This window comes from Domibacillus sp. A3M-37, from assembly GCF_024213455.1.
GTDB lineage: Bacteria > Bacillota > Bacilli > Bacillales > Domibacillaceae > Domibacillus > Domibacillus tundrae.
In genome coordinates this window covers 68,168-90,071 of the sequence record NZ_JANAVL010000002.1, presented here as the reverse complement: position 1 = coordinate 90,071, position 21,904 = coordinate 68,168, and the positions used below count along the sequence as shown (strand labels likewise).

Annotated in this window: 18 protein-coding genes; 4 read left to right on the top strand and 14 right to left on the bottom strand. The window is 45.3% G+C overall.

Annotated elements, in window-relative coordinates:
* Window positions 1–287 precede the first annotated feature (287 nt).
* Both NLX67_RS04470 and trpS read left to right on the top strand, forming a co-directional pair.
* On the top strand, window positions 288–662 hold the full coding sequence (locus tag NLX67_RS04470; protein WP_254310553.1) for a DUF3899 domain-containing protein: 375 nt from the start codon (window positions 288–290) through the stop codon (window positions 660–662).
* Between the two features lie 66 nt (window positions 663–728).
* Complete coding sequence (gene trpS / locus NLX67_RS04465) at window positions 729–1,721, top strand: tryptophan--tRNA ligase (RefSeq protein WP_254310552.1); 993 nt, start codon at window positions 729–731, stop codon at window positions 1,719–1,721.
* Between the two features lie 110 nt (window positions 1,722–1,831).
* Here trpS and NLX67_RS04460 read toward each other — a convergent pair whose 3' ends face one another.
* From NLX67_RS04460 to NLX67_RS04440, 5 genes are all read right to left on the bottom strand, one after another.
* Window positions 1,832–2,572 carry a DUF3603 family protein gene (locus NLX67_RS04460; protein ID WP_254310551.1) on the bottom strand — a complete coding sequence of 247 codons (741 nt, stop codon included), beginning with the start codon at window positions 2,570–2,572 and terminating at the stop codon, window positions 1,832–1,834.
* 56 nt (window positions 2,573–2,628) lie between these two features.
* Window positions 2,629–2,817, bottom strand: a complete 189-nt coding sequence (locus NLX67_RS04455; protein ID WP_046179882.1) for a YuzI family membrane protein — start codon at window positions 2,815–2,817, stop codon at window positions 2,629–2,631.
* A 78-nt stretch (window positions 2,818–2,895) separates the two neighbouring features.
* Window positions 2,896–4,137 carry a beta-ketoacyl-ACP synthase II gene (gene fabF, locus NLX67_RS04450; protein WP_254310550.1) on the bottom strand — a complete coding sequence of 414 codons (1,242 nt, stop codon included), beginning with the start codon at window positions 4,135–4,137 and terminating at the stop codon, window positions 2,896–2,898.
* Between the two features lie 27 nt (window positions 4,138–4,164).
* Window positions 4,165–5,097 (bottom strand): beta-ketoacyl-ACP synthase III, encoded by a 933-nt coding sequence (locus tag NLX67_RS04445; protein WP_046179884.1) that lies wholly within the window; start codon window positions 5,095–5,097, stop codon window positions 4,165–4,167.
* 352 nt (window positions 5,098–5,449) lie between these two features.
* Window positions 5,450–5,632, bottom strand: coding sequence for a YjzD family protein (locus tag NLX67_RS04440; RefSeq protein ID WP_254310549.1), 183 nt, complete (start codon window positions 5,630–5,632; stop codon window positions 5,450–5,452).
* A 155-nt stretch (window positions 5,633–5,787) separates the two neighbouring features.
* Between NLX67_RS04440 and NLX67_RS04435 the strand changes: the two genes are divergently transcribed.
* Entirely contained in the window at window positions 5,788–5,973 is a 186-nt protein-coding gene (locus NLX67_RS04435; RefSeq protein WP_046179886.1) for a ComZ family protein, read from the top strand.
* Window positions 5,974–6,060: 87 nt separating this feature from the next.
* On the opposite strand, the gene clpB is transcribed toward NLX67_RS04435, so the two are convergent.
* Window positions 6,061–8,643 (bottom strand): ATP-dependent chaperone ClpB, encoded by a 2,583-nt coding sequence (gene clpB / locus NLX67_RS04430; protein WP_254310548.1) that lies wholly within the window; start codon window positions 8,641–8,643, stop codon window positions 6,061–6,063.
* A gap of 302 nt (window positions 8,644–8,945) precedes the next feature.
* On the bottom strand, window positions 8,946–9,254 hold the full coding sequence (locus tag NLX67_RS04425) for a metal-sulfur cluster assembly factor (RefSeq protein WP_254310547.1): 309 nt from the start codon (window positions 9,252–9,254) through the stop codon (window positions 8,946–8,948).
* A gap of 144 nt (window positions 9,255–9,398) precedes the next feature.
* On the opposite strand from NLX67_RS04425, the gene NLX67_RS04420 reads away from it, so the two are divergent.
* Window positions 9,399–10,217: a Cof-type HAD-IIB family hydrolase gene (locus tag NLX67_RS04420; protein ID WP_046179889.1), complete on the top strand. Its 819-nt coding sequence runs from the start codon at window positions 9,399–9,401 to the stop codon at window positions 10,215–10,217.
* A gap of 46 nt (window positions 10,218–10,263) precedes the next feature.
* On the opposite strand, the gene NLX67_RS04415 is transcribed toward NLX67_RS04420, so the two are convergent.
* The 7 genes from NLX67_RS04415 to addB form a co-directional block, all read right to left on the bottom strand.
* On the bottom strand, window positions 10,264–11,763 hold the full coding sequence (locus NLX67_RS04415) for an alpha-amylase family glycosyl hydrolase (protein WP_254310546.1): 1,500 nt from the start codon (window positions 11,761–11,763) through the stop codon (window positions 10,264–10,266).
* Between the two features lie 242 nt (window positions 11,764–12,005).
* Complete coding sequence (locus NLX67_RS04410; RefSeq protein WP_254310545.1) at window positions 12,006–12,152, bottom strand: hypothetical protein; 147 nt, start codon at window positions 12,150–12,152, stop codon at window positions 12,006–12,008.
* Window positions 12,153–12,234: 82 nt separating this feature from the next.
* On the bottom strand, window positions 12,235–12,582 hold the full coding sequence (locus NLX67_RS04405) for a YisL family protein (protein WP_254310544.1): 348 nt from the start codon (window positions 12,580–12,582) through the stop codon (window positions 12,235–12,237).
* Window positions 12,583–12,623: 41 nt separating this feature from the next.
* Entirely contained in the window at window positions 12,624–13,481 is an 858-nt protein-coding gene (locus NLX67_RS04400) for a fumarylacetoacetate hydrolase family protein (protein ID WP_254310543.1), read from the bottom strand.
* 4 nt (window positions 13,482–13,485) lie between these two features.
* The gene (locus NLX67_RS04395; protein WP_254310542.1) at window positions 13,486–14,655 is read right to left on the bottom strand and encodes a DUF418 domain-containing protein; all 1,170 of its coding nucleotides are present in this window, start codon (window positions 14,653–14,655) and stop codon (window positions 13,486–13,488) included.
* A 57-nt stretch (window positions 14,656–14,712) separates the two neighbouring features.
* On the bottom strand, window positions 14,713–18,384 hold the full coding sequence (gene addA / locus NLX67_RS04390; protein WP_254310541.1) for a helicase-exonuclease AddAB subunit AddA: 3,672 nt from the start codon (window positions 18,382–18,384) through the stop codon (window positions 14,713–14,715).
* Complete coding sequence (addB, locus tag NLX67_RS04385; RefSeq protein WP_254310540.1) at window positions 18,371–21,841, bottom strand: helicase-exonuclease AddAB subunit AddB; 3,471 nt, start codon at window positions 21,839–21,841, stop codon at window positions 18,371–18,373. Before addB ends, addA begins: the two co-directional genes overlap by 14 nt.
* Window positions 21,842–21,904 lie beyond the last annotated feature (63 nt).

Genomic DNA, 21,904 nt, shown 5'->3' with positions numbered 1-21,904 from the left:
CATTATATAATGCTGTTTTACTTTATTGCAATAACTTATTTTCATTTCCTATACAATCATTACATAGTTTTAATACTACATATAAAAGAAAAACCCTTTGTTAATGGGTTTTTAAAATTTCCTTTTTTAAATTTAATTGTAAAATGTATAGTAATTTCAGACTACACAACTTTATAAAAATAATATTTTTTGTATAATACCTCCAATAAAATAAGCAGTTTTTGTTGAAAAATGCATATGATATTCGTTATGCTCATTTTACCCTTTATGGAAGGCGGACCACACACATGCAGAAAAAAATTTTTTTATTGTTTTCCTTTCTTTTTATTAGTTCTGCTGGATTCAGCTTGCTGCAGTCTGATTCTGTTCGAGCAATGATTGATTCCTTGTTTATGATTGGCTTATTATTCCTTGTTGCGGGTGTTGCCTTGTTTTTATTGGAAAAAGGCTTTTTTAATGGTGTGGCTTATGGATTTAAACGACTTCGCAAATCATCTAATGAAGGTGCGTATACTGCGCAGTTTGATGACCTGGATCAAACCGGCGAGCTGCATGAAGAATATGCTGCCCGCAAGCCTGAACGCTGGATGAAGCCGCTGCTTCTAACAGGCGGCTCAGCCGTTTTGTTCACACTGCTTCTCTCATACATTCTGTCATCTTGAATATTCATTTTGTTTTCTTTATAATTAAACAAACACATAAAAAGACGAAACGAAGTGATTTGACCTATGGTGAAAACGATTTTTTCCGGCATTCAGCCGAGCGGTACGATAACATTAGGAAATTACGTCGGTGCCTTGAGACAGTTTGTAGAGCTTCAAGAAGACTACAATTGCTTTTTTTGCATTGTCGATGAGCACGCGATTACGGTTCAGCAGGACCGGCTTGAGCTGCGTAAAAATATCCGCAGTCTGGCAGCGCTTTATGTAGCGGTGGGTCTTGATCCTTCAAAAGCGACCTTATTTATTCAATCTGAAGTGCCGGCACACGCGCAGGCCGGATGGATGCTTCAATGTGTGGCGTACATTGGTGAATTGGAACGCATGACGCAATTTAAAGACAAGTCAGCCGGCAAAGAAGCTGTTTCAGCTGGATTATTGACGTATCCTCCGTTAATGGCAGCAGATATTCTGCTGTATGGAACGGATATTGTGCCGGTTGGTGAAGATCAAAAGCAGCATCTTGAGCTGACACGCGATTTGGCTGAGCGATTCAACAAGAAATACAATGATATTTTCACAATTCCTGAAGTACGGATTCCAAAAGAAGGTGCGCGCGTCATGTCTCTGCAGGAACCGACGAAAAAAATGAGCAAGTCCGATCCGAATCAAAAGGCCTTTATTACCCTTTTGGACGATCCGAAACAAATCGAGAAAAAAATTAAAAGTGCGGTGACCGATTCCGACGGTGTCGTCAAATACGACAAAGAAAACAAGCCAGGCGTCTCTAATCTTCTTTCAATTTATTCAGCCCTAGAAGGTATTTCCGTTGCTGACCTTGAAAAGCAATTTGATGGAAAAGGCTATGGAGATTTCAAGCAGGGAGTGGCAGACGTAGTCGTTAAGCATCTTAGACCGATTCAAGAACGGTATCATGAGCTCGTTGACTCTACAGAACTTGACCAAATTTTAGATGAAGGTGCCGAAAAAGCCCGTCGCACGGCAGGCAAGACATTAAAGAAAATGGAAAATGCCATGGGCCTCGGCCGCAAGCGCAAATAAAAAAACCGTTCCGGATCATGCCGGAACGGTTTTTTCGGATAAGTGTGAATATCCTGCTCGAAACGTGATTATTTTTTGCTGAGGTTGAACATCCCCATTTAAACGATTATTTATGTGGCAATGCTCATTTCCTGTTCATACATTTTTTCGAAAAACGGACGCCCTTTAATCATTTGTGCGCACAATTGTTCATGAGCAGGACTCCAGCCGACAATAACGGTTTCACTAAACATTTTCACTGCTGTTTCCCAATCCATTTGCCGGATGACTTCGTATTTTGCCGGCTTCCACTCCGTCAGCCAATATTTTAATGCTGGCTCGTGATCTGATTCAATCAATTGGTCCACAGCCAGAAGAAGAAGCTGCTTTAATTGGCGTTCTTTTCGCGTCAACCCAGCCAGCCATTCTGGCGCTGGTTCTGCTAAACTGTGCGTTTTTCGAGTCATTTCTGGAAAGAAAAATGGTTCCGCCGGGTGACAATCGGCCATTTCCCGTACAATTAACTCATGCTGCGGCATAATTCGGCTTTTTTTCACCGGTACCCGGTAGCCGTTCGTATCAACCGCCATCGTCCTGTCACCGTCTGATGCAATAAAACAATACTCCATCATTTCCCGCTTGCTTCCTTTTCGGATAAAAGCTTTGCTTTCTACTTTTTTCAGCAACTCTTTTGGCAATTCACAAAGCGTCTGTTCAAAAAAATCCATTGCGTTTTCACGCAAAATGAGGACCGGCACCTGATCAAGCAGCATCATCCCGTCGTCTTTTCGCCATTCGTGATACGGGCACACACTGCAGCCATTTTCTTCTCCTTCGAACCAGTTCACCCACACGTCATGAAGGTACAGCATCAAATTCCTCCTTGATTACCGTTTTATGGGTTCATTATCGACACGTTTTTGTTACTTTATTCAATAAAACCGAAAAACATGAGCAGCCAGCCGATGAAAAATAAATAACATTCCGGCCGGCGCATCGTAAATGAAAAATAATCTGGCCATGTCATGCCTGCTGCAAGCAAGTTAACATAGATAATAAAACTAATTCCACCCGCCACTGCCAGGCCAAAGCCGGTTAAGAAAAGAATGAATCTCATTCGATCACGCCCCCGCAGCTTGTCCATTATGTATATGCCGGACAAGCGCGAAAAAAAACAGGCCGCAGCCTGTTTTTTTTAATCGTTGTATTGTTTGAGTACAATCGTTGCGTTATGGCCGCCGAATCCAAGCGAGTTGCTCATTGCTGCACGAACGTCCGCTTTACGCGCTTCGTTTGGCACATAATCCAGGTCACATTCCGGATCAGGATTATGCAGATTAATCGTTGGCGGAATAATATCGTTTTGAATCGCCAGGGCCGTAAAAATCGCCTCAACGCCGCCTGCCGCGCCAAGTAAATGACCCGTCATTGATTTGGTCGAACTGATGGCGAGCTTCCCAGCATGATCGCCAAATACCGTTTTAATCGCTGCTGTTTCAAATTTATCATTGTATGGTGTGCTCGTTCCGTGCGCATTAATATAGTCAATATCTGATGGAGCAAGTCCCGCATCATCAATGGCCATTTTCATCGCGCGGGCGCCACCTTCACCATCCGGTGCCGGTGCTGTAATGTGATGAGCATCTCCAGTCGAGCCGTAGCCGACAATTTCCGCATAAATATGCGCGCCGCGCGCCTTCGCATGCTCCAATTCTTCCAATACAATAATACCCGCTCCTTCACCGATGACAAAACCGTCACGGCTGGCATCAAACGGACGGCTTGCCGTTGCCGGATCTGGATTGTTAGACAGCGCTGTGTTGGCACAAAAGCCTGCTACTGACATTTGTGTAATCGGCGCTTCTGTTCCGCCCGAAATCATCGCATCGGCGTCGCCGCGCTGAATCACTTTGAACGCGTCACCAATCGAATTGGTTCCAGTCGCACAAGCGGTTACTGTACACGAGTTTACCCCTTTTGCGCCAAGGTAAATCGACACCTGGCCCGCCGCCATGTCCGGAATCATCATTGGAACAAAAAACGGGCTGACACGACGATAGCCGCGCTCTAAAAATATTTTGTACTGGCTTTCAAATGTTTCCATCCCGCCGATGCCTGACCCGACCCAGACGCCAACGCGCGGTGCATTTTCTTCTGTAATCTCAAGTTTTGCGTCTGCTACAGCCATTTTCGCTGCCGCTACCGCATATTGCGTAAAGCGATCCATTTTGCGCGCTTCTTTTTTTTCCACAAATTGCTCTGGGTCAAAGTCACGAATTTCGGCCGCTACTTTAGCCGGGTAATCGTCCGGATTTAAACGTGTCATTGGCTTAATGCCGCTTTTTCCTGTTGTGACACTATTCCATGCTTCTTCTACTGTATTTCCAACCGGTGAAACAATGCCAAGACCGGTAATCACTACTCTTCGCTTTTCCACGTTTTCCACCTCTTTGTTAGTTTCCGTTTAGCGTCCCCACTTCATCGCAATGGCGCCCCATGTTAATCCTCCGCCAAAACCGACCATCACAATCACATCATCCTCTTTTACATTCCCATTTTCAATTTCTTCCACCATCGTGAGCGGAATCGATGCGGATGATGTATTGCCAAACTTGTTCACGGTCACTGACATTTTTTCCGGAGGAAGACCCAGGCGTTCTCTTGCTGACTCCATAATGCGGATATTCGCCTGATGCGCCATAAGAAAATCAATGTCTTCCTTTTTTAAACCCGCTTTTTCAATCACATTAATCGAGGATTCACCCATTTGGCGAACCGCAAATTTAAATACTTCACGTCCGTTCATTTTTACATGTTCATCTTGATATAAATGCTTGCCGCCGCGTCCATCGGCGCCAAGTTCAAATGAAAGAATGCCGCGTCCGTCTGATACTGGTCCGAGAATGGCAGCACCAGCTCCGTCCCCAAATAACACGGCTGTGTTCCGGTCATTCCAATCAATCACTTTGGACAGCTTTTCTGCTCCTATGACTAACACGTGCTTGTACGCGCCTGTTTCCACAAACTGTTTTCCCGTAATAATGCCATACATAAACCCGGCGCATGCGGCACTAACGTCCATTGCTGCCGCGTTGACCGCACCGATTTCATGCTGAATTTCACAGGAGACCGATGGGAAGCTGTGATCCGGCGTGACCGTTGCGGTAATAATTAAATCGATTTCTTCCGGTCCAATGCCTGCGTTTTGAATCGCTTTTTCCGCTGCTCTTGCAGCCATATAAACGGTCCCTATGCCATCTTCAGCAATGCGGCGCTCTTCAATGCCTGTGCGGGTACGTATCCATTCATCGGATGTGTCCATCTTTTTTTCCAGATCCGCATTGGTTACGACCTGATCTGGGAGGTACCGTCCCATTCCCCATATTCCAGCGTTCAAAAAACGCACCTTCCTTCGCACACATTTGTAATATCAATTATTATGACTTGGTACTAATTTTACTGAAAAACAGCCCTAAATGCAACTTCTAAATCGGAAAAGCGCAAGGCGGCCGTTCAGGCCCGGCAGACATAAGTTGGAACAGCAGGGTGGCGCTCTTTGCCACACAACTGTGACGGCTTATTGGAACAAAAGCTAAGAACGCAGCTTCCTGCTGCAACGCTTTTATGACCCACATCGTATGGGCCTCTGAGAGACTGGCCGCCTGTAGCCGGACAATGTCCAAAAACATATACTTTCTTAGATCTTATAGGAAAAAGCGAATTCCACTTAGTGGGAACTCGCTTTCATTTTAATGCTTTTCAATTGGATCATTCGGGATTAACGCTGTTAATACGAACAACAAAATAGTTGCAACAATTGAAATCAAAACGCCTGCTTCAGCGTGAAATGCTGCCCCGTTCATGGAAGACACAACGTATACAACCATTTCAGATAAAATGAGTGTCCAGATAAATGTCATAAGATATTGCACAAGGAAACCTCCTTTAGTTGTTTTTATGTACTCTGACCATAATATTAGCATATTATCAACACACCGGCATAAAAAAGTTTTGCTTTTTCTTGACGATTTTTGCAGATACACTAAAATAGAGATAAGAACCAGTTGCAGCTGAGAAGGAGTTTTTTATGATGGAAAAAAACATGGAATTTATGCAAATTGCGATGAAATATTTGCCTGAAGCACAAGAAAAAATGAAAGAAGCCGGTATTGAATTTTCACCGGCGATGGCTGAGCCATTTTTCGGTTTGTTTATGAACGTTATGCAAGAAGCATACAACCTTGGCAAAAAAGAAAGTTTATTGGACGAATAAAAAAAAATGGCGCTCCCTTTTATAGGAAGCGTCATTTTTATGTCCACTTATTCGATTTTATATCCATTAACAGGCGGTTATGTCCACTTATCGAACAACCAGCTCTCCATTTTCCACACCAACGACCGCTTCTGATCCCGGTAAAATACTGCCAGCAATAATCGCGCGGGCAGTCTGCGTTTCAATTTGCCGCTGAATAAACCGTTTAAGCGGTCGGGCGCCAAAGACCGGATCATATCCTTCTTCAGCGATTTTTTCTTTTGCCGCATCGGTAACGTGAAGCGTGACACCCCGGTCAAGCAAGCGAAGCGCCAGGCCTTCTAACACTTTTCCTGCGATACCCTTTAAATTTTCGCGGGTCAGCGGCTTAAAGAGGATAATGTCATCGACTCGGTTTAAAAATTCCGGCCGGAAATGGCCGTGCAGCTGTGCCATTACATTGTTTTTCGCTTCTTCCGGGATTTCCCCTTCTCCGCCTGATTCAAGCAAAAAGGACGATCCGATGTTCGATGTCATAATGACAACGGTGTTTTTGCAGTCAATCCTCCGGCCCTGTGAATCGGTAATGCGTCCATCATCAAGCATTTGAAGCAAAATATTAAACACATCCGGATGCGCTTTTTCCACTTCATCAAGCAGCACGACCGAATATGGACGGCGCCGGATCGCTTCAGTCAGCTGTCCGCCTTCTTCGTAGCCGACATATCCCGGAGGTGCGCCGACGAGGCGTGAAACCGAATGCTTTTCCATGTATTCCGACATGTCAAGACGGATCATTTGCTCTTCGCTGTCAAACAACACGTCAGCGAGCGTTTTGGCGAGCTCCGTTTTCCCGACACCGGTCGGACCGAGGAATAAAAATGAACCGATCGGACGATTTGGATCTTTAATGCCTGCACGCGCCCGGAGCACCGCGTCACTCACGAGGGACACCGCTTCATCCTGCCCGATGACCCGCTCGTGCAAAATTTCTTCCAACCGGAGCAGCTTTTCGCGCTCACCTTCTACGAGTTTCGTGACCGGAATACCAGTCCAGCTGGCAACGATTGACGCAATTTCTTCTTCTGTTACTTCTTCACGAAGAAGCCGGTCATCTTTTTCAGCCGAAGCAGTTGATTCGAGTCCCGACAGCTCTTTTTCAACTGCTGGAATTTGTCCGTGGCGCAGTTCTGCCGCCCGATTCAAATCGTAACGGCTTTCTGCATCTTCCAGTTCGCGGCGAAGGCGATCCAGCTCTTCCCGCTTATCTTTCACATTCATAATTGCGTCTTTTTCGCTCATCCACTGCGCTTTCATTGCATCAGCCTGCTCTTTTAAATCCGCCAGCTCTTTTTGAATTTGTTCGAGACGTGCTGCGCTTTCGCGGTCTTTTTCTTTCCGGAGTGCCGCTTCTTCAATTTCCAGCTGCATGACCCGGCGCATCACCGCATCAAGCTCCGCTGGCATCGAATCAATTTCCGTCCGGATCATCGCACATGCTTCATCAACAAGATCAATCGCTTTATCCGGCAAAAACCGGTCCGTAATATACCGGTTGGAAAGGGTCGCTGCCGCAACGAGCGCCCGGTCATGAATGTTCACGCCATGATGAATTTCAAACCGTTCTTTTAAGCCGCGCAAAATCGAAATCGCATCTTCAATCGTTGGTTCTGATACGAGCACCGGCTGAAAGCGGCGTTCTAAAGCCGGATCTTTTTCAATGTACTGGCGGTGTTCGTCAAGCGTTGTTGCCCCGATACAGTGCAGCTCACCGCGCGCAAGCATAGGCTTCAGCATATTGCCAGCGTCCATTGACCCTTCCGTTTTGCCTGCGCCGACAATTGTATGGATTTCATCGATAAATAATAAAATACGGCCATCACTTTTTTTCACTTCGTTTAAGACTGCTTTAAGCCGTTCTTCAAACTCACCGCGGAATTTTGCGCCGGCGATGAGCGAACTCATATCAAGTGAAAAAATCGTTTTATCTTTTAATCCATCTGGGACGTCTTTTCGGACAATCCGCCAAGCAAGTCCTTCAACAATCGCCGTTTTTCCTGTGCCTGGCTCGCCGATCAGCACCGGGTTGTTTTTTGTTTTCCGTGACAAAATACGAATGACATGACGGATTTCATCATCACGTCCAATCACCGGGTCAATTTTGCCCGTCCGTACTTCTTCCACTAAATTACGTCCGTATTTTGCCAGTGCTTCATAGCCTGATTCCGGGTTTTGTGTTGTCACTTTCTCGTTCCCCCTTATTTCATGAATGGCTTCTAAGATTGCTTTTTCTGTCACATTTTCTTTTTTCGTCATTTCCACTATTTTATTGCCGGCTGAAGAGATGGAAGCAGCCATGTGTTCAACGGATAAATAAGCATCTTCCCACTTTTTTTGCACGTCTGCCGCTTTTTGAAACCACGTGTTTAAACCGCCTGATAAATAAGCGCCGTATTGGACATTGCCTAATACAGCGTGCTTAGATTGGATTTCTCCTTGGACAAATTTAAGCAGTACCGCTTTTGAAAGTCCTGCTCGTTCAAAGATGCGGCAAAACAGCCCGTCTTCTTTCGACACAAGCGCTGTCATCATGTGTACGGTATCAACATCCGAATGGTTTCGTTCTACCGCGCTTTGCTGCGCAGCTGCAAGCGCTTCCTGCATCGTATATGTCATTTTTTCCATATTCACTATCAAAAACCTCCTTGACCTTTTTTGACCTTTGATTTTATTTTAAAAGATTCCCGTTTTTTACGCAAAGGAAACGGCATGAAAAATTCTTTTTAAATTGGTAAAGAAGGCAAGAACTGCTAAATTGATTAAAAAAAGAAGGTTCCGCCGGGGAACCTTCTTTTTTAGAAGATAATAAGTATAAATGTCGGAGCATTATCCAGTTGAAGACGTCCAGTCCCTCGGTCGCCCTGCGCTTAGACCCACAGGATGCGGGTCACAAAGGCGTTACGGCACAATGCCGCGCTCTCAGCCTTTGACCCTTATTGAATGCCGAGGGCGATTTTTGCATAGCGTGACACCATATCACGTGACCAAACCGGCGTCCAAACGATATTTGTTTCAACTTCGGTCACTTCCGGGATCCCGGACAATGCTGCTTTTACTTGGTCGACAATGACACCTGCAAGCGGGCAGCCCATTGATGTTAATGTCATGGTTATTGTCGTTTTCCCGGCTTCATCCATATCTACGTCATACACGAGCCCGAGATTGACGACGTCAATGCCAAGTTCGGGATCGATGACCTGTTCAAGCGCGCCCATAATATTTTCTTTTAAATCCTGATCCATTTAAAAACACTCCTTCTTTGATTGCGTATAGCTTTATCATAACAGACATCTCTTCAAATGATGAGCAAAAAGCCTGTATCTTTACAAATAACGCCCACACCCTCTACACTAAAAGAAGAACTGGCAAAGGAGTGACTTGGCCTTATGGAGAAACATTTAATTGTGTTAGACCTCGATGGTACATTATTAACCGACGAAAAAACCATTTCTCCCCGCACAAAACAAACGATTCAAAAAGCAATGGAGCATGGGCATGAAGTGATGATTGCAACAGGCCGCCCGTTTCGCTCAAGCGCCCCTTATTATGCGGAGCTTGGCTTAAAAACACCGATTGTTAATTTTAACGGCGCATTTGTTCATCATCCTGGCAATCAAAAATGGGGCCTGTTTCACGAACCAATGGAACTGAAAACAGCTGTTGATATTGTTGAAGCATGCCATGATTTTGATTTTCACAATATTATTGCAGAAGTGCTCGATAATGTCTATTTTCATTATCATGATGAAAAGCTGATTGACGTTTTTAAGCTGGGCAGTCCTCTTGTCACAACCGGCGATTTGCGTGAAAAGCTGACCGACCACCCAACGAGTATGCTTATTCACGCAACAGAAGAGCAAGTGCCGGATATCCGCCGCCATTTAAGCGATGTACATGCGGAAGTGATCGATCACCGGCGCTGGGCTGCTCCATGGCATGTCATCGAAATTGTCAAAAGTGGATTGAGCAAAGCCGTCGGGTTAAAAAGAGTGTCCGATTGGATTGGCATTCCGCCTGAGCGAATCATTGCGTTTGGTGATGAAGATAACGATCTAGAAATGATTGACTATGCCGGCACCGGTGTTGCGATGGGCAACGGTATTGCAGCGTTAAAATCAATCGCCAATGAAACAACCGCTTCGAACGAAGAAGACGGAATCGCTCTCTTTTTAGAAGAACGATTGGCGCTGAAGACACTTATTTAAATGCCCCAAAAAAGCCACACAAATCAGTGAACTGTGTGGCTTTCATTTATTGCTTGGCGGCTTTTTTTCCGCGTTTCCAGACAATGTACAGGAACAAAACAAAGACGATCCAGACCGTCGCCATCGCGGCAATAAATGCATAATTAATACCAGTCTTTTGTGCCAGCACATAAATTTCCGCTTCTTCACGGTCAAGAATGATTGTGAACTCACCGTCTGCCGCTCGTGACATATCGCCAGCCAGCAGTCCGCGCAATTCTTTATCTTCATCCAGTTCAGACGCCGGAATCGCGACGCTTTGCGTTTCACCAGTATTGTTAATTGCGACAATTAACGTCTCATCTTCATATTGCCGCTTAAACACCGACATGCCGTCCTGTTCATAAATCGACTCATAGGAACCGCGGCGAAGCGCTGGCAGCTCTTGGCGAAGCGCTGAAATTTGCTTAATATAATCGACAAGCTCCTGATCGGTCCGGAAATTCATCAGTCCGTGTGAATCAGGACCCGATTCCCCATTTTGAGCAATTTCTGATCCATAAAAAACGGCTGGTGTTCCTGGAGTCGTATACATATATGTCAGCGCCATTCTCCAGCGTGCTCCCGGAAACATATTTTCATTCGCCATATCAAGCGTAAGGCGGTCCGTTAAAGCAGAATCGGCTGTATGAACAGCAGCAATTGGATCGTTTAACACGTTCTGTTCTTCTAAAAGCCGGTCTTTCACTTCCTCAGACGAACGGTCAACTGTCGCAAACTGTTCCCGAATCGGGTCCTGCAGCCATGAAGATGTCACAGCATCCAGCCCGGCTTCTTCATAAGCGGCCGCTTCCTGAATAGATGCTTCTGACATTTCCCCAATCAAATGCAGCTCTGGAAGTGATTCGTCGAATTCCGTCCAAAATTCCGGTTCAGCCGCTGAGGCGCCGCTGAAAAAGTAGCCATCGATACCTGTTTCATCTGCCAGCTTTACCGCCGCTTCGACAAGTGCCGACTGGACATCAGGATTAGCTGTATTCAAAAGCGCCATCTCTCCAAGCCAGTCCGGCTTCTGAGCAATAGACGTCTCCATAAACCAGTCCGCTTTTTGGGCATCCTCCAGCCACACATGCTCCATGCTTACACGCGTCGCCGGAAAATCAACAATAACGCGGATATTTTTCTCATGTGCACTGTCCACTAGCGCCGCCAGTTCTTGCTCGCTGCCAAATTGCGGATTCATTTTGCTGTAATTCGTTATGTGGTAACCATGATAACCACCTGCTTCATTTTCAAAAACAGGCGAAATGACGATTGACGTCATGCCAAGCTCCTGTAGATACTCAAGCTTATCTTGAATGCCTTTAAAATCTCCACCTTGATAGGCAGATGAATCTTTATTATCTGTCTGTTCATCATTGGAGCGATCGCCGTTCATAAACCGGTCGGTCATTAAAAAATACATCGTTTCATCATGCCAGTCTTCCTCTTTTTCCTCTGCAGATGCCGCATTTGCAGAAAAAAGAAGAAGCGGGACCATGACGAGCGAAAAGAATCGTTTTTTCACTGTCTGTTTCCCCCTGCGCTAAAGTGTTCAACCTTCATTTAGAGTACGCTTTTTCCCACATTGCGTCAATTGAAGCAGGCATTGTTCAAGAAACCGACACGGTTTAACCGCTGAGCATTACAAAATAAACGCTTTTTTTACAAGAACAATCGTGATACAAAAAATAGACACGTGGTCAGATTGAGAGCACTATTCAGTATGTATATAAAAATAACCGCCTCTCCTTTTTCAGGAAATGACGGTTAGTGTGAATATGGGTCTTCTTTTCTTTCAAGCTGCTGTGCTTCGTCATTTGTTTCTCTATCAGCTGGCCGCAAATAAATAGACACGGCTTGTACCGTGACAATAAATAAAATAAAAACAATGACCCATAAAATGATCGGAAACATGAACAAGCCTCCTTTTTATGTATTATAGCAAAAAAGCTGCGTGTATTTTCTTCACGCAGCTTTTTTATCAAAATCTAAATTTTTAAGCAATCCCTGGAAGCGCAAACCCAAGAATAATCGTGATAAGCAGCACGACAAGCGCACCTGCAAAAACGCCGCCATTACTTTTGTTCTTTTTCTTCCGGACAAGCGTCATTTCCATTAACCCGATCGTGATGATCCCTGACAGCATTTTTATTCCATATAGCATCGGATTCAAACTGTCAAATGTAACAAACAGCATAAAGCCGGTAACCAAAATCAGGACATAAAATAAGCGAAGCCCCATATGTACACCGGTTGATGGCTTTTTCAACGCGATAAAAAACAAAATAAGCGCGATGACCCATGTTGTAATATGTACGTGTGTTGATGATGTTAAAAAGTCCACAAACTCTCCTCCTTTTTTTACTTCTTTATTTTACCACACAATTACCGGACCGTATTTGACAAAGTGCCGACACCTTCAATCGTAATGTCAACTGTGTCACCGGCCTGAAGCGTTCCTTTCGGCTCCATCGCAAACCCCACACCCGCCGGTGTTCCTGTCGCAATAATATCTCCAGGTTCGAGCGTCATTCCTTTGGACAAAACATGGATAATTTCATCGATTGGAAAAATAAATTGAGAAGTATTCGACTTCTGGCGCGTTTCCCCGTTTACTTTTGTTTCAATAGCTAATGTATGCGGATCGCCAATCTCGTCTTTTGAAACGATCCAAGGCCCTATCGGACATGTTCCATCCAAGCTTTTGCCGATAAAAAATTGCTTATGACGGCTTTGCAGGTCGCGTGCTGTCACATCGTTCAGCACGGTGTATCCGAAAATATAATCAAGCGCCTCAGCGCGGGCAATTTCTTTTCCCTTTTTCCCAATAATGACGGCGAGTTCGCCTTCATAGTCCAGCGCATCGGTTAATGATTCATAAGCTGGAATCGGCGCTTGATGTGCACTGACGGCGGTTGGGGCTTTCGTAAAAATCATCGGGTGCTCTGGCACGCTTGCTTCCCCGCCCATTTCAATTGCATGGTCACGATAATTCTTCCCGACACACATCACATTTTTCAACGGACGCGGAATCGGGGACAGCCATTCAATTGTTGTTTCATCTACACGCGGCAATCGTTTAAGATTGTTTGGTATGGATTCTAAAAATTGCCCTTCTTCAATCGCGGCAACAAGAGTAGGAGGTGCATCATTTTCGTCTGAAACAACTGCCACGGCTTGTTCTTCTCGTAAATAGATACCATACTTTTCTTTTCCATCATGCTTAAAACTCATCCATTTCATTTTTTCATCCCCTTTTTCCATATGTGAACAACCGCCAAATCGCTTCCATTGGTCCCCGTTTAAATCGGTTCATCCATAATCCAGAGACGATTACTTGTACAGCAAAAATAGTAACACAAAGCAAAATACCGGTTCTCAATGTAATTTGTCCATAAAAACCAAGACCGTACGAGTAAAAAATAAGCGAGCCAAGTACAGACTGCATCAAATAGTTCGTCAGTGACATTTTACCGGCTTGTGCAAAAGGTAAAAGCAGCTTTGCCGGACGGTCGAAAGTGGATAAATAAACAATAAGAGCCGCATATGAAGCCGCGAGCACGGGCCCCCCAATGGCATCTTGAATGTACATATAGGCAATGTGACTAGGGCCAAGCACATGTGGAATACCTTTCAGCATAAGCCCCGCTGTAAAAAGAAGAGCAAATGTCCATAAGGTTTTCTTCGGCTTTGCTGTCCATTTCTCAATTATCCGCTGTTTATACGCTCCTGCACCGATCAGAAGAAATGGAAAAATCGTCATAAGCTGAAACAAAAAAGCCCCATCCGTCACGTTATTGTTTGTCCAGTCGCTTATTCGCTGCACGGTCACTTCCACGTACGAACCGCTTCCATATGCTGCAATCGACTGGGACACTGAAGCGATGTCTGTCCAAAATAATGAATTGTATGGATCTGACAGTGCTGACAGGAAAAGAAGCAAGCCGAGCATAACAGCCGGCACAAATAAAAGGACGAGGCCCATGCTCAAAAGAAGCCGGCTGGAAAAACGCAAAAAGAAGAGAAGCAAAAACCCACATACCGCGTAATTAAATAAAATGTCACCCGGCCAAATGAAAAAGGCGTGCAGAAGACCCAGAACAAGCAAAAAGGAAAAGCGGCGGATTCCTGTCCAGATAAACATGCCATTTTTCTTGATGGCCTTCTCATGCTGCATGGCCGCACCGAATCCGAACATGGCTGCAAACAAAGGGTAAAAACTCGCCTGTACGAAAACATCAATCCATGAAAAAGCAAGCAAATCCTGTGAGGTTTTCCACCATTCATATGGATTGTAATAAAAATAAGGGGAATGAAACGACAGCATATTCACAAGGAAAATACCAAAAAGAGATAGGCCTCTCAGCACATCAATGGAGACAATTCGTGCCGTTTCATTCTGTTGTACTTGCTGCAATAAAACACCCCCTTTCTTATCATGACTGCCTATTTATCATAACAGAAAAGGGATTGATTACGCATATTCCACGACGTGAGTGCCGTCTAAGAAAAAGACAAATTTCCTTTCGACCGGACGTTTCCAAATTCGCTCAACTGCTTTAGCGTAAAGAGCAATTTGCATTTCATACCGCTTTGCCAAAATCGGCTTTGCTTCATCAAAACCGCCGGCAAATCTGTCCGTTATACCGTCTGTTTTATAATCAAGCAAATAAAGATTTCCTTTGTATTCAAACAAGCAGTCAATGACTCCTTGAATAAGTACACGTTCATCCGATTCGCCCATTCCCGCTTCTCGCGCCGTCATGCCCATATTAAATGGCAACTCACGATGGACTTGATCCGCAGCCAGCAGCATACGGCCCGGCTCTGTTGCAAAGAAAGCCGCTACCTCCCCTGCGTCTACCGCTTCTGCCTGTTCAACGGCCAGCAGTTCTTTTTCAATCAGTGTTTCAAGAAGCCGCTCTACTGCCACCTCAGATGGAGCTTGGCGTAAGTCAACATGCTGCATGACGGTATGGACCGCCGTTCCCACTTCAGCAGGCGAAAGCTGCCTTTCCTGCACAAAGCGCGGGCGCCGGAAGATCGGACGCCGATATGAACGCGCCGTCTCATTTGACGCCCCTTCACTGTAAATGTCGTTTGACCTTTTCAAATCTGAGACTGATTGTTTAGAGCGAAGACGAACTGCTTCTGAAAAACTGTATTGCCATGTCATCTGTTTTTCGATTTCTTTTTTCGCGTCAGATTGTTCAGGATAAGGCTGGCGTTTTTTGATCAAGTCCATCCAAGATTCTTCTTGCTCTTTTTGCTCTATTTCTGTGACCAGCAAGCTGTCTGCTTCTAACACCGAAAACTGAAAGCGCGACGGATGATCTAAAAAGTGAGCATGACTGCCATTTAAATTGTTGTGGCGCATAAGCGCGGGACCGATCCAATCGGCGTACGATGAAGCGGATGCCCGGACCGCGTCTCTAAGCAGCAGCGACGGATGATCTGCTGCCAGCGTCCAGCTGTCCATTTTTTTCTCGAGTTTTTTCATAGATGCTGTGATAATCAGCTTTTCTTTCGCCCGGGTCATCGCAACATACAAAACACGCATTTCTTCTGCCAGAAGCTCCAGTTTCTTTTTACGCTGAAAAGCAAGTTGAACGAGCGACGGCCAAGCAATTCTTTTTTCTGGGTTCATGTATTTAACAGCGATTCCGTACTCTTTATCAAATAGCACCCGGCCATTTAAATCCATCATATTAAACTTGCGTCCGGCCGCTGCAGTGAACACAATAGGAAATTCAAGCCCTTTGCTCGCATGAATCGTCATAATGCGGACAACATCTTCCTGTTCAGATAGTGCACGGGCTGTTCCAAGATCGTCCCCCCGCTCACGCATCCGCTCAATAAACCGTAAAAAGCGGAATAAACCGCGAAACGATGTTTCTTCATACTGCCGTGCCCGGTCATAAAGTGCACGCAAATTAGCCTGCCGCTGCTTTCCGCCTGGCATCCCGCCCGCAAATGCGTAAAATTGTGTATCGCGGTACAGCGCCCAAATAAGGTCCGACAATGCACCGCTGCGGCCGATCGAACGCCATCTTTCAAGCCGCTTGACAAATGGACTCACTTTTTCTTTTAACGACGCATCGCTGTTTCCGTTTTGCATAAACGCAAGCAGCGCTTCAAAGTAACTTCCTTTTTTAGATGAAAGTCGAATAGAAGCCATTTCATCTTCTGTACAACGGACAATCGGTGAACGAAGCACAGCCGCAAGCGGAATATCTTGAAATGGATTATCGATCACATGAAGCAGTGACAGCATCACCGAAATTTCCGTCGATTGAAAATAGCCACCGGACGTGTTGGCGTATACAGGAATGCCAGCGTGCTTAAATTCTTCCATCATCTCCGGAACCCACGTGAGTGAGCGCATTAAAATAACAATGTCCCGGTATTGGACCGGCCGTTCTGACTTCGTTTTTGAATCATAAATGAGGTGGCCTGATTGGATTAACTCTTTAACCTTTGACGCGATGAAGCGCGATTCAAGCTGAGATTGCTCCGCATCCTCCCGATCCATTTCATCTTCGTCTATTTCTTCGGAGCCGTCACTATTAATAACCGCCACTTCAATCGGGCATTCCGCCTCCGGATAGAACGCTCCTGGAACGAGTGATTCTGCTTCTCCGTATGCGATTTCTCCGACTTCGGTTCCCATGATTTGCTGGAATACATAATTCGTGCCGTCCAGCACTTCTTTTCGGCTTCGGAAATTACGGGACAAGCCAATTTTCAATCCTGTCCCGAGACCATCTCGGTTAAAGCGATTATATTTGCCGAGAAAAAGACCTGGTTCCGCCAGGCGAAAACGGTAAATGGATTGTTTTACGTCGCCTACCATAAATAAATTACCCGACTGTTCGTCATCTTCGGAAACCAGCCTGACAATCGTTTCCTGCACCATATTGACATCCTGGTACTCATCCACGAGGACTTCTTTAAAGCGGCGCCGGTATGCTTCGGCTGCTTTTGAAGGCTGCCCATTTTCGATTAAAATGGCTAACGCGTAATGCTCTAAGTCGCTGAAGTCTGTAATGCCTTTCCCCCGCTTCACATCAGCATAGCGCGTTGAAAACGTGAGAACGAGCTGCGAAAGACGTTCCACAACGGGCTTCATCTCATTTAAATCATTCAGCCAGTTTTCCGGCTTTCGTAAAAAAAAGGTATCTTTTAATTCATTGACCATTTTTTTTGCTTGGTCCCGGACATTTTTAGACCGTTCCTTCAGCTCTTCATCATACTCGTCGCCTTTACACATTTTCAATGTTGGAAATTTTACATGTTGAAAAGCGTTGTACCATTCTTCCCACGTTTCACATTGGATAAGTGTTTTTACCATCGCGCTATCGACTGTGAAATTTTCAGCCCGCGGCGTGGGGCCTCCCGGCAATTCAGTCATCATTAACCCTTCCTCTAGCAAGGAAAGTGCACTATCAAGCTGAAAACGGATATCTTTTTTTAATGGATCGATAAAAGGAAGATCGTCGATTGTCCCCGTCGCTTCATACAAAGAAGACAGCTCTTTTAGCCAGCGGTCTGGATCAGGGTGTGATCTTGAAAAGTCAAATAATCGAATAACCGATTTTTGTAGTTCCACATCACTCCGGTCGCCAGAAAATGTATCAACTAATGTAAAAAAAGAGTCATTGTCCGGTTTAGCGTATTCTTCTTCAAGCAAGTCTTCAAGCACTTCATCCCGAATTAACACCGCTTCTGTATCATCAGCGATCCGGAAACCCGGGTCGATATCGATCATGTAATAATATTTTCGGATCACTTCCAAACAGAATGAATGCAGGGTAGAAATGGACGCTTTATTTAATAAGCGAAGCTGGCGGCGAAGACGACTCAAAGCAGGATTTTTTTCAATCTCCTGCTCAAGTGCCTCGCTAATCCGCTGCCGCATTTCCGCCGCCGCCGCATTGGTAAAGGTAACGACAAGCAGCTCATCCACATCGATCGGCGATTCATCACGAATCATTTTTTGAATAATCCGCTCGACTAAAACGGCCGTTTTCCCGGAACCAGCCGCCGCGGCGACAAGAATGTCGCTTCCTTCTGCATAAATGGCTTTCCATTGATCGTCTGTCCATCGTGCATCATCCGGCTTGACCGGAATGTTATAGCTGTTCATCGTCTTCCTCCTTCATCATTGCGATAATCTCTTCATTTTTTCTCGGGCGGATGGTTCGGTACTGATTTTCTTCAAGCGTGTCATCAAATTGGCACACTTGCCGATACGAACAAAATGTACACGGCGTTTTTTTATTGTAACGATACGGCGTAATATCGACTCGTCCGGAGACGATGTCGTTGCCCGCTTTTTCATACAAGCTGCGTACATGCCCTCTCATCGCTTCAAAATCTCCATCATCCGCCGTTTTTGAACGTGCCGACAACGTTCCGTCTTTTTTAAATCCTGCTGGAATAATGAGCGAATCTCCCGTCTCAAGCTGTTCATCCATTAAATGAATCGCTTCGCCTTCTCCAAGCACAAGTCCTTTCATACGGAAGCTTTTCAACAGTTCTTTTTCAATCTCATCAATGGTCAGGAATTTTTTCGTATTCAAATAAGGATTATGAACATGAAAATATAAAACGCCGCCTGGACGTGCTTCAGTCCCGGTTAAAAGTGGTGCATTCGTGACAACGATATCAAGATATGTCAGCATTTGCATCGCAAATCCATAGTACATCTCTGTCATGTCCACATCCCGGCTGCCTGACTTATAGTCGATCACCCGCAAATACGTATCTTCTTTTCCTTTTGCTCGATCGACCCGGTCAATACGGCCCGCAAGCGACATACGCGCCCCATTTTTCAGCTCAAAAACGAGCGGCGGCAATTCTGAACGCGGACCGAAAGCGAGTTCAATGCCCAGCGGTGAAAAACCGCTCACCTTCGCCTGATTACTAAGTACCGTCGATGCACGTGCAATAATTTGTTCTAATTTTTTCTGAATATATATGTGTCGATGCGAACTCATTAAGATTCGATTTTGCAGCTTTGGCGCCAGCTCCTCCACTGCTGTTTTTGCAAAGGATTTACATTGTTCCGGTGTCAGCTCCGGCCATTTCAGCCCTCTTTTTTCTACTTCTTCCGCGATCCATTTCAGTGCCCCGTGGAATAAATCTCCAATATCCGGCGCTTCAAGGCGATAGACGAGCCGGTCGCGAAGCTTTAAGCCGTGACGGACAAAATGGCTAAACGCGCATGAATGAAACGTCTCCATTCTCGATACACTTGCAATCATATCGGTTCCGTACAAATTAAGACTTGTCTCTTCTTTTAACGGATCCGCTTTATTTTCATAAAACAAACTATCAAGAACAAATCCAGCTTTTTTTGCGTTGCTTTCTATATAAACATTGTATACATCCCACCAGAATGAAAAAATGGGATATCCTCGCTTTTTCAGCTGAAGCTGGGACGTTAAATATGATAACGTTGGTTCCGAATGGGAAATGTAAGCGAGCTGGTCCTTTGCCGGCAGATCAGCCGGATCATTGGCAACAATGACCTTGTCTATGTGCTCAAACCACTCATGCATTCTTTTTATATAAGGGGACGGCTGTAATGATTTTCCTTCTGCATCGGCAATCGGCCACGAAACGTACAGACGATTTGATGGTACTGTATACGCCCGGTATGCGATCAGTTCTTCATCGAGCAGTTTCGTTTTGCTGCCAGGTGCAACATGCATCCCGGAAGAAAGAAGTGCTTCCCTTTCTTCATCATCCAAAATGCCTCCTTCCATTTGACGGGAAGGAAAGACACCATCATTCATACCGACGATAAAGGCTGTGTGAATGTCGGCAAGCCTTGATTTTTCCGGATTGGCGATGATGACCTGGTCGGCTGCCGGCGGCACGATAGAAAATTCCAGTGCTTCAAGCCCGGCATCCAAAACGGCGGCGAATTTTTTCGCATCCATTTCTTCATCGCCGGCCACTTCCGCAAATTCATCAAGCATGCCGATCACCGCGTCCCATGCCTGGTTATGCTGAGCAGCTTCCGTCAGTTCCCCGCGCTCTTCTGCTTCCATTGAAAGCTGCTCCATTTTTTCTGGAATGTGAAGTTCTTCAATAAATTGATACAGTCCACGACAGCATTCCATAGCATTCTTTGCTCTTTTCAGACGCTTTTCCAATCTAAAAAGTGGTGCAGCAATAAACTCTTTCATTTCGTTTAATTGGTTTTCAAATAAACGCTCTTCATCTGTCTGGGCAACCGAAGTAAATTCCAGCCCCATATAACGGCGGTATGTCCAGCGCTCGCCGTTCGTCCATCGTTCCCCGTAAATGCCGTGGGCAAGCACGTAATTTTCAAGCAAATCCATGCTGCGCCGAATTTTTTCGCGCGGCTGATCAAACGAAAAAAGCAAATCTGTTTTCACCGCACGAAAAACCGCTTCATACCGCCATTTTCCGCCAATGACTTCTAGTGACGAACGAATAAGTTCAACGAGCGGATGGTTGAGCATCGGCCGTTTTTGATCGATAAAAAATGGAATGCTATAATCATCAAAAACAGTTTCAATGATCGATCGATAATCTTCACCATTCCGAACAAGCAGCGCCATTTGTTTATAGCGCAGATTTTCAGTACGGGAAAGACGACGGATTTCGCGCGCAGCCGATTCGATTTCAGCACGCCTGCCTGCCGCCTGCCAAATAGACATTCCTTCACTGTTTTTAGAACGTTTCGCCGGACGTTTGTCAAATTGCATTTCAAGATGAATAAGCGAAGCGGCCTCCTGACGCTTATGTCCATATATAATAAGATCTTTTTTTATATCAATCTCTTCTGCAATCGCAAGTTCATATAAATCATGATAGGAACGTCCCGGCAGCCGGAACAGATGGGTATCAACCGGGTCTTCATTCCGAAATGGACGATCTACTGTTAAAGCGATGGTTACGTCGTTTGCTGAATTCATCAGTACACGGATGACTTCATATTCTTGTGGTGTAAAACTGTGAAATCCATCTATATAAATGTCCGCTTCTTGTATGTAAGAAGAATTTGCGGCCATTTCCGCCAAAAGCCTCATATAGTCTTCGGAGTCCGTATATTTGCCAGCTAAGGCTTGATCGTAAGAAGAGTAGATTGTTTGTAAGTCACTTAGTTTGTCTGCAAGTGCAGCGGGGACCTGTTTTCGGTGCTCCGCCATTTCATCCGGCGAAATTAAATATTGCCGAAATTCAGTCAGCATTTGTTCAACCGTGCTGACAAACCCTGTTTTATCGGCCGCTTTTGAGAAAACAGCTAAGTCATTGCGATGTTCTTCGATAATTTTCCGGATTAAAATATTGCGTCCAGCTGGTGTAATGTGCTGTCTGCTCATGCCGCCTTCTTCCTGTAACACGCGCCATGCAAGCCGCGTAAAGCTGTACACTTGTGCCCGAATAATGCCGCCGAGGGTCTGATCTGAGGCGAGGCGATATTCTGACAGAAACGACATCTGCTCCGGCACAATATAGATGATTGGCTTTCCGTCAGGCAGCCGGCGGAGACGTTCTTTTATTTCATTGATGATATGCTCTGTTTTTCCTGAACCGGAACGTCCAATAATAAATTGCAATGCCATCCGGATTCCTCCTTTTATTTACTTTCACTATATCAAAGATCATACGTTCGGTCAAAATTCAAA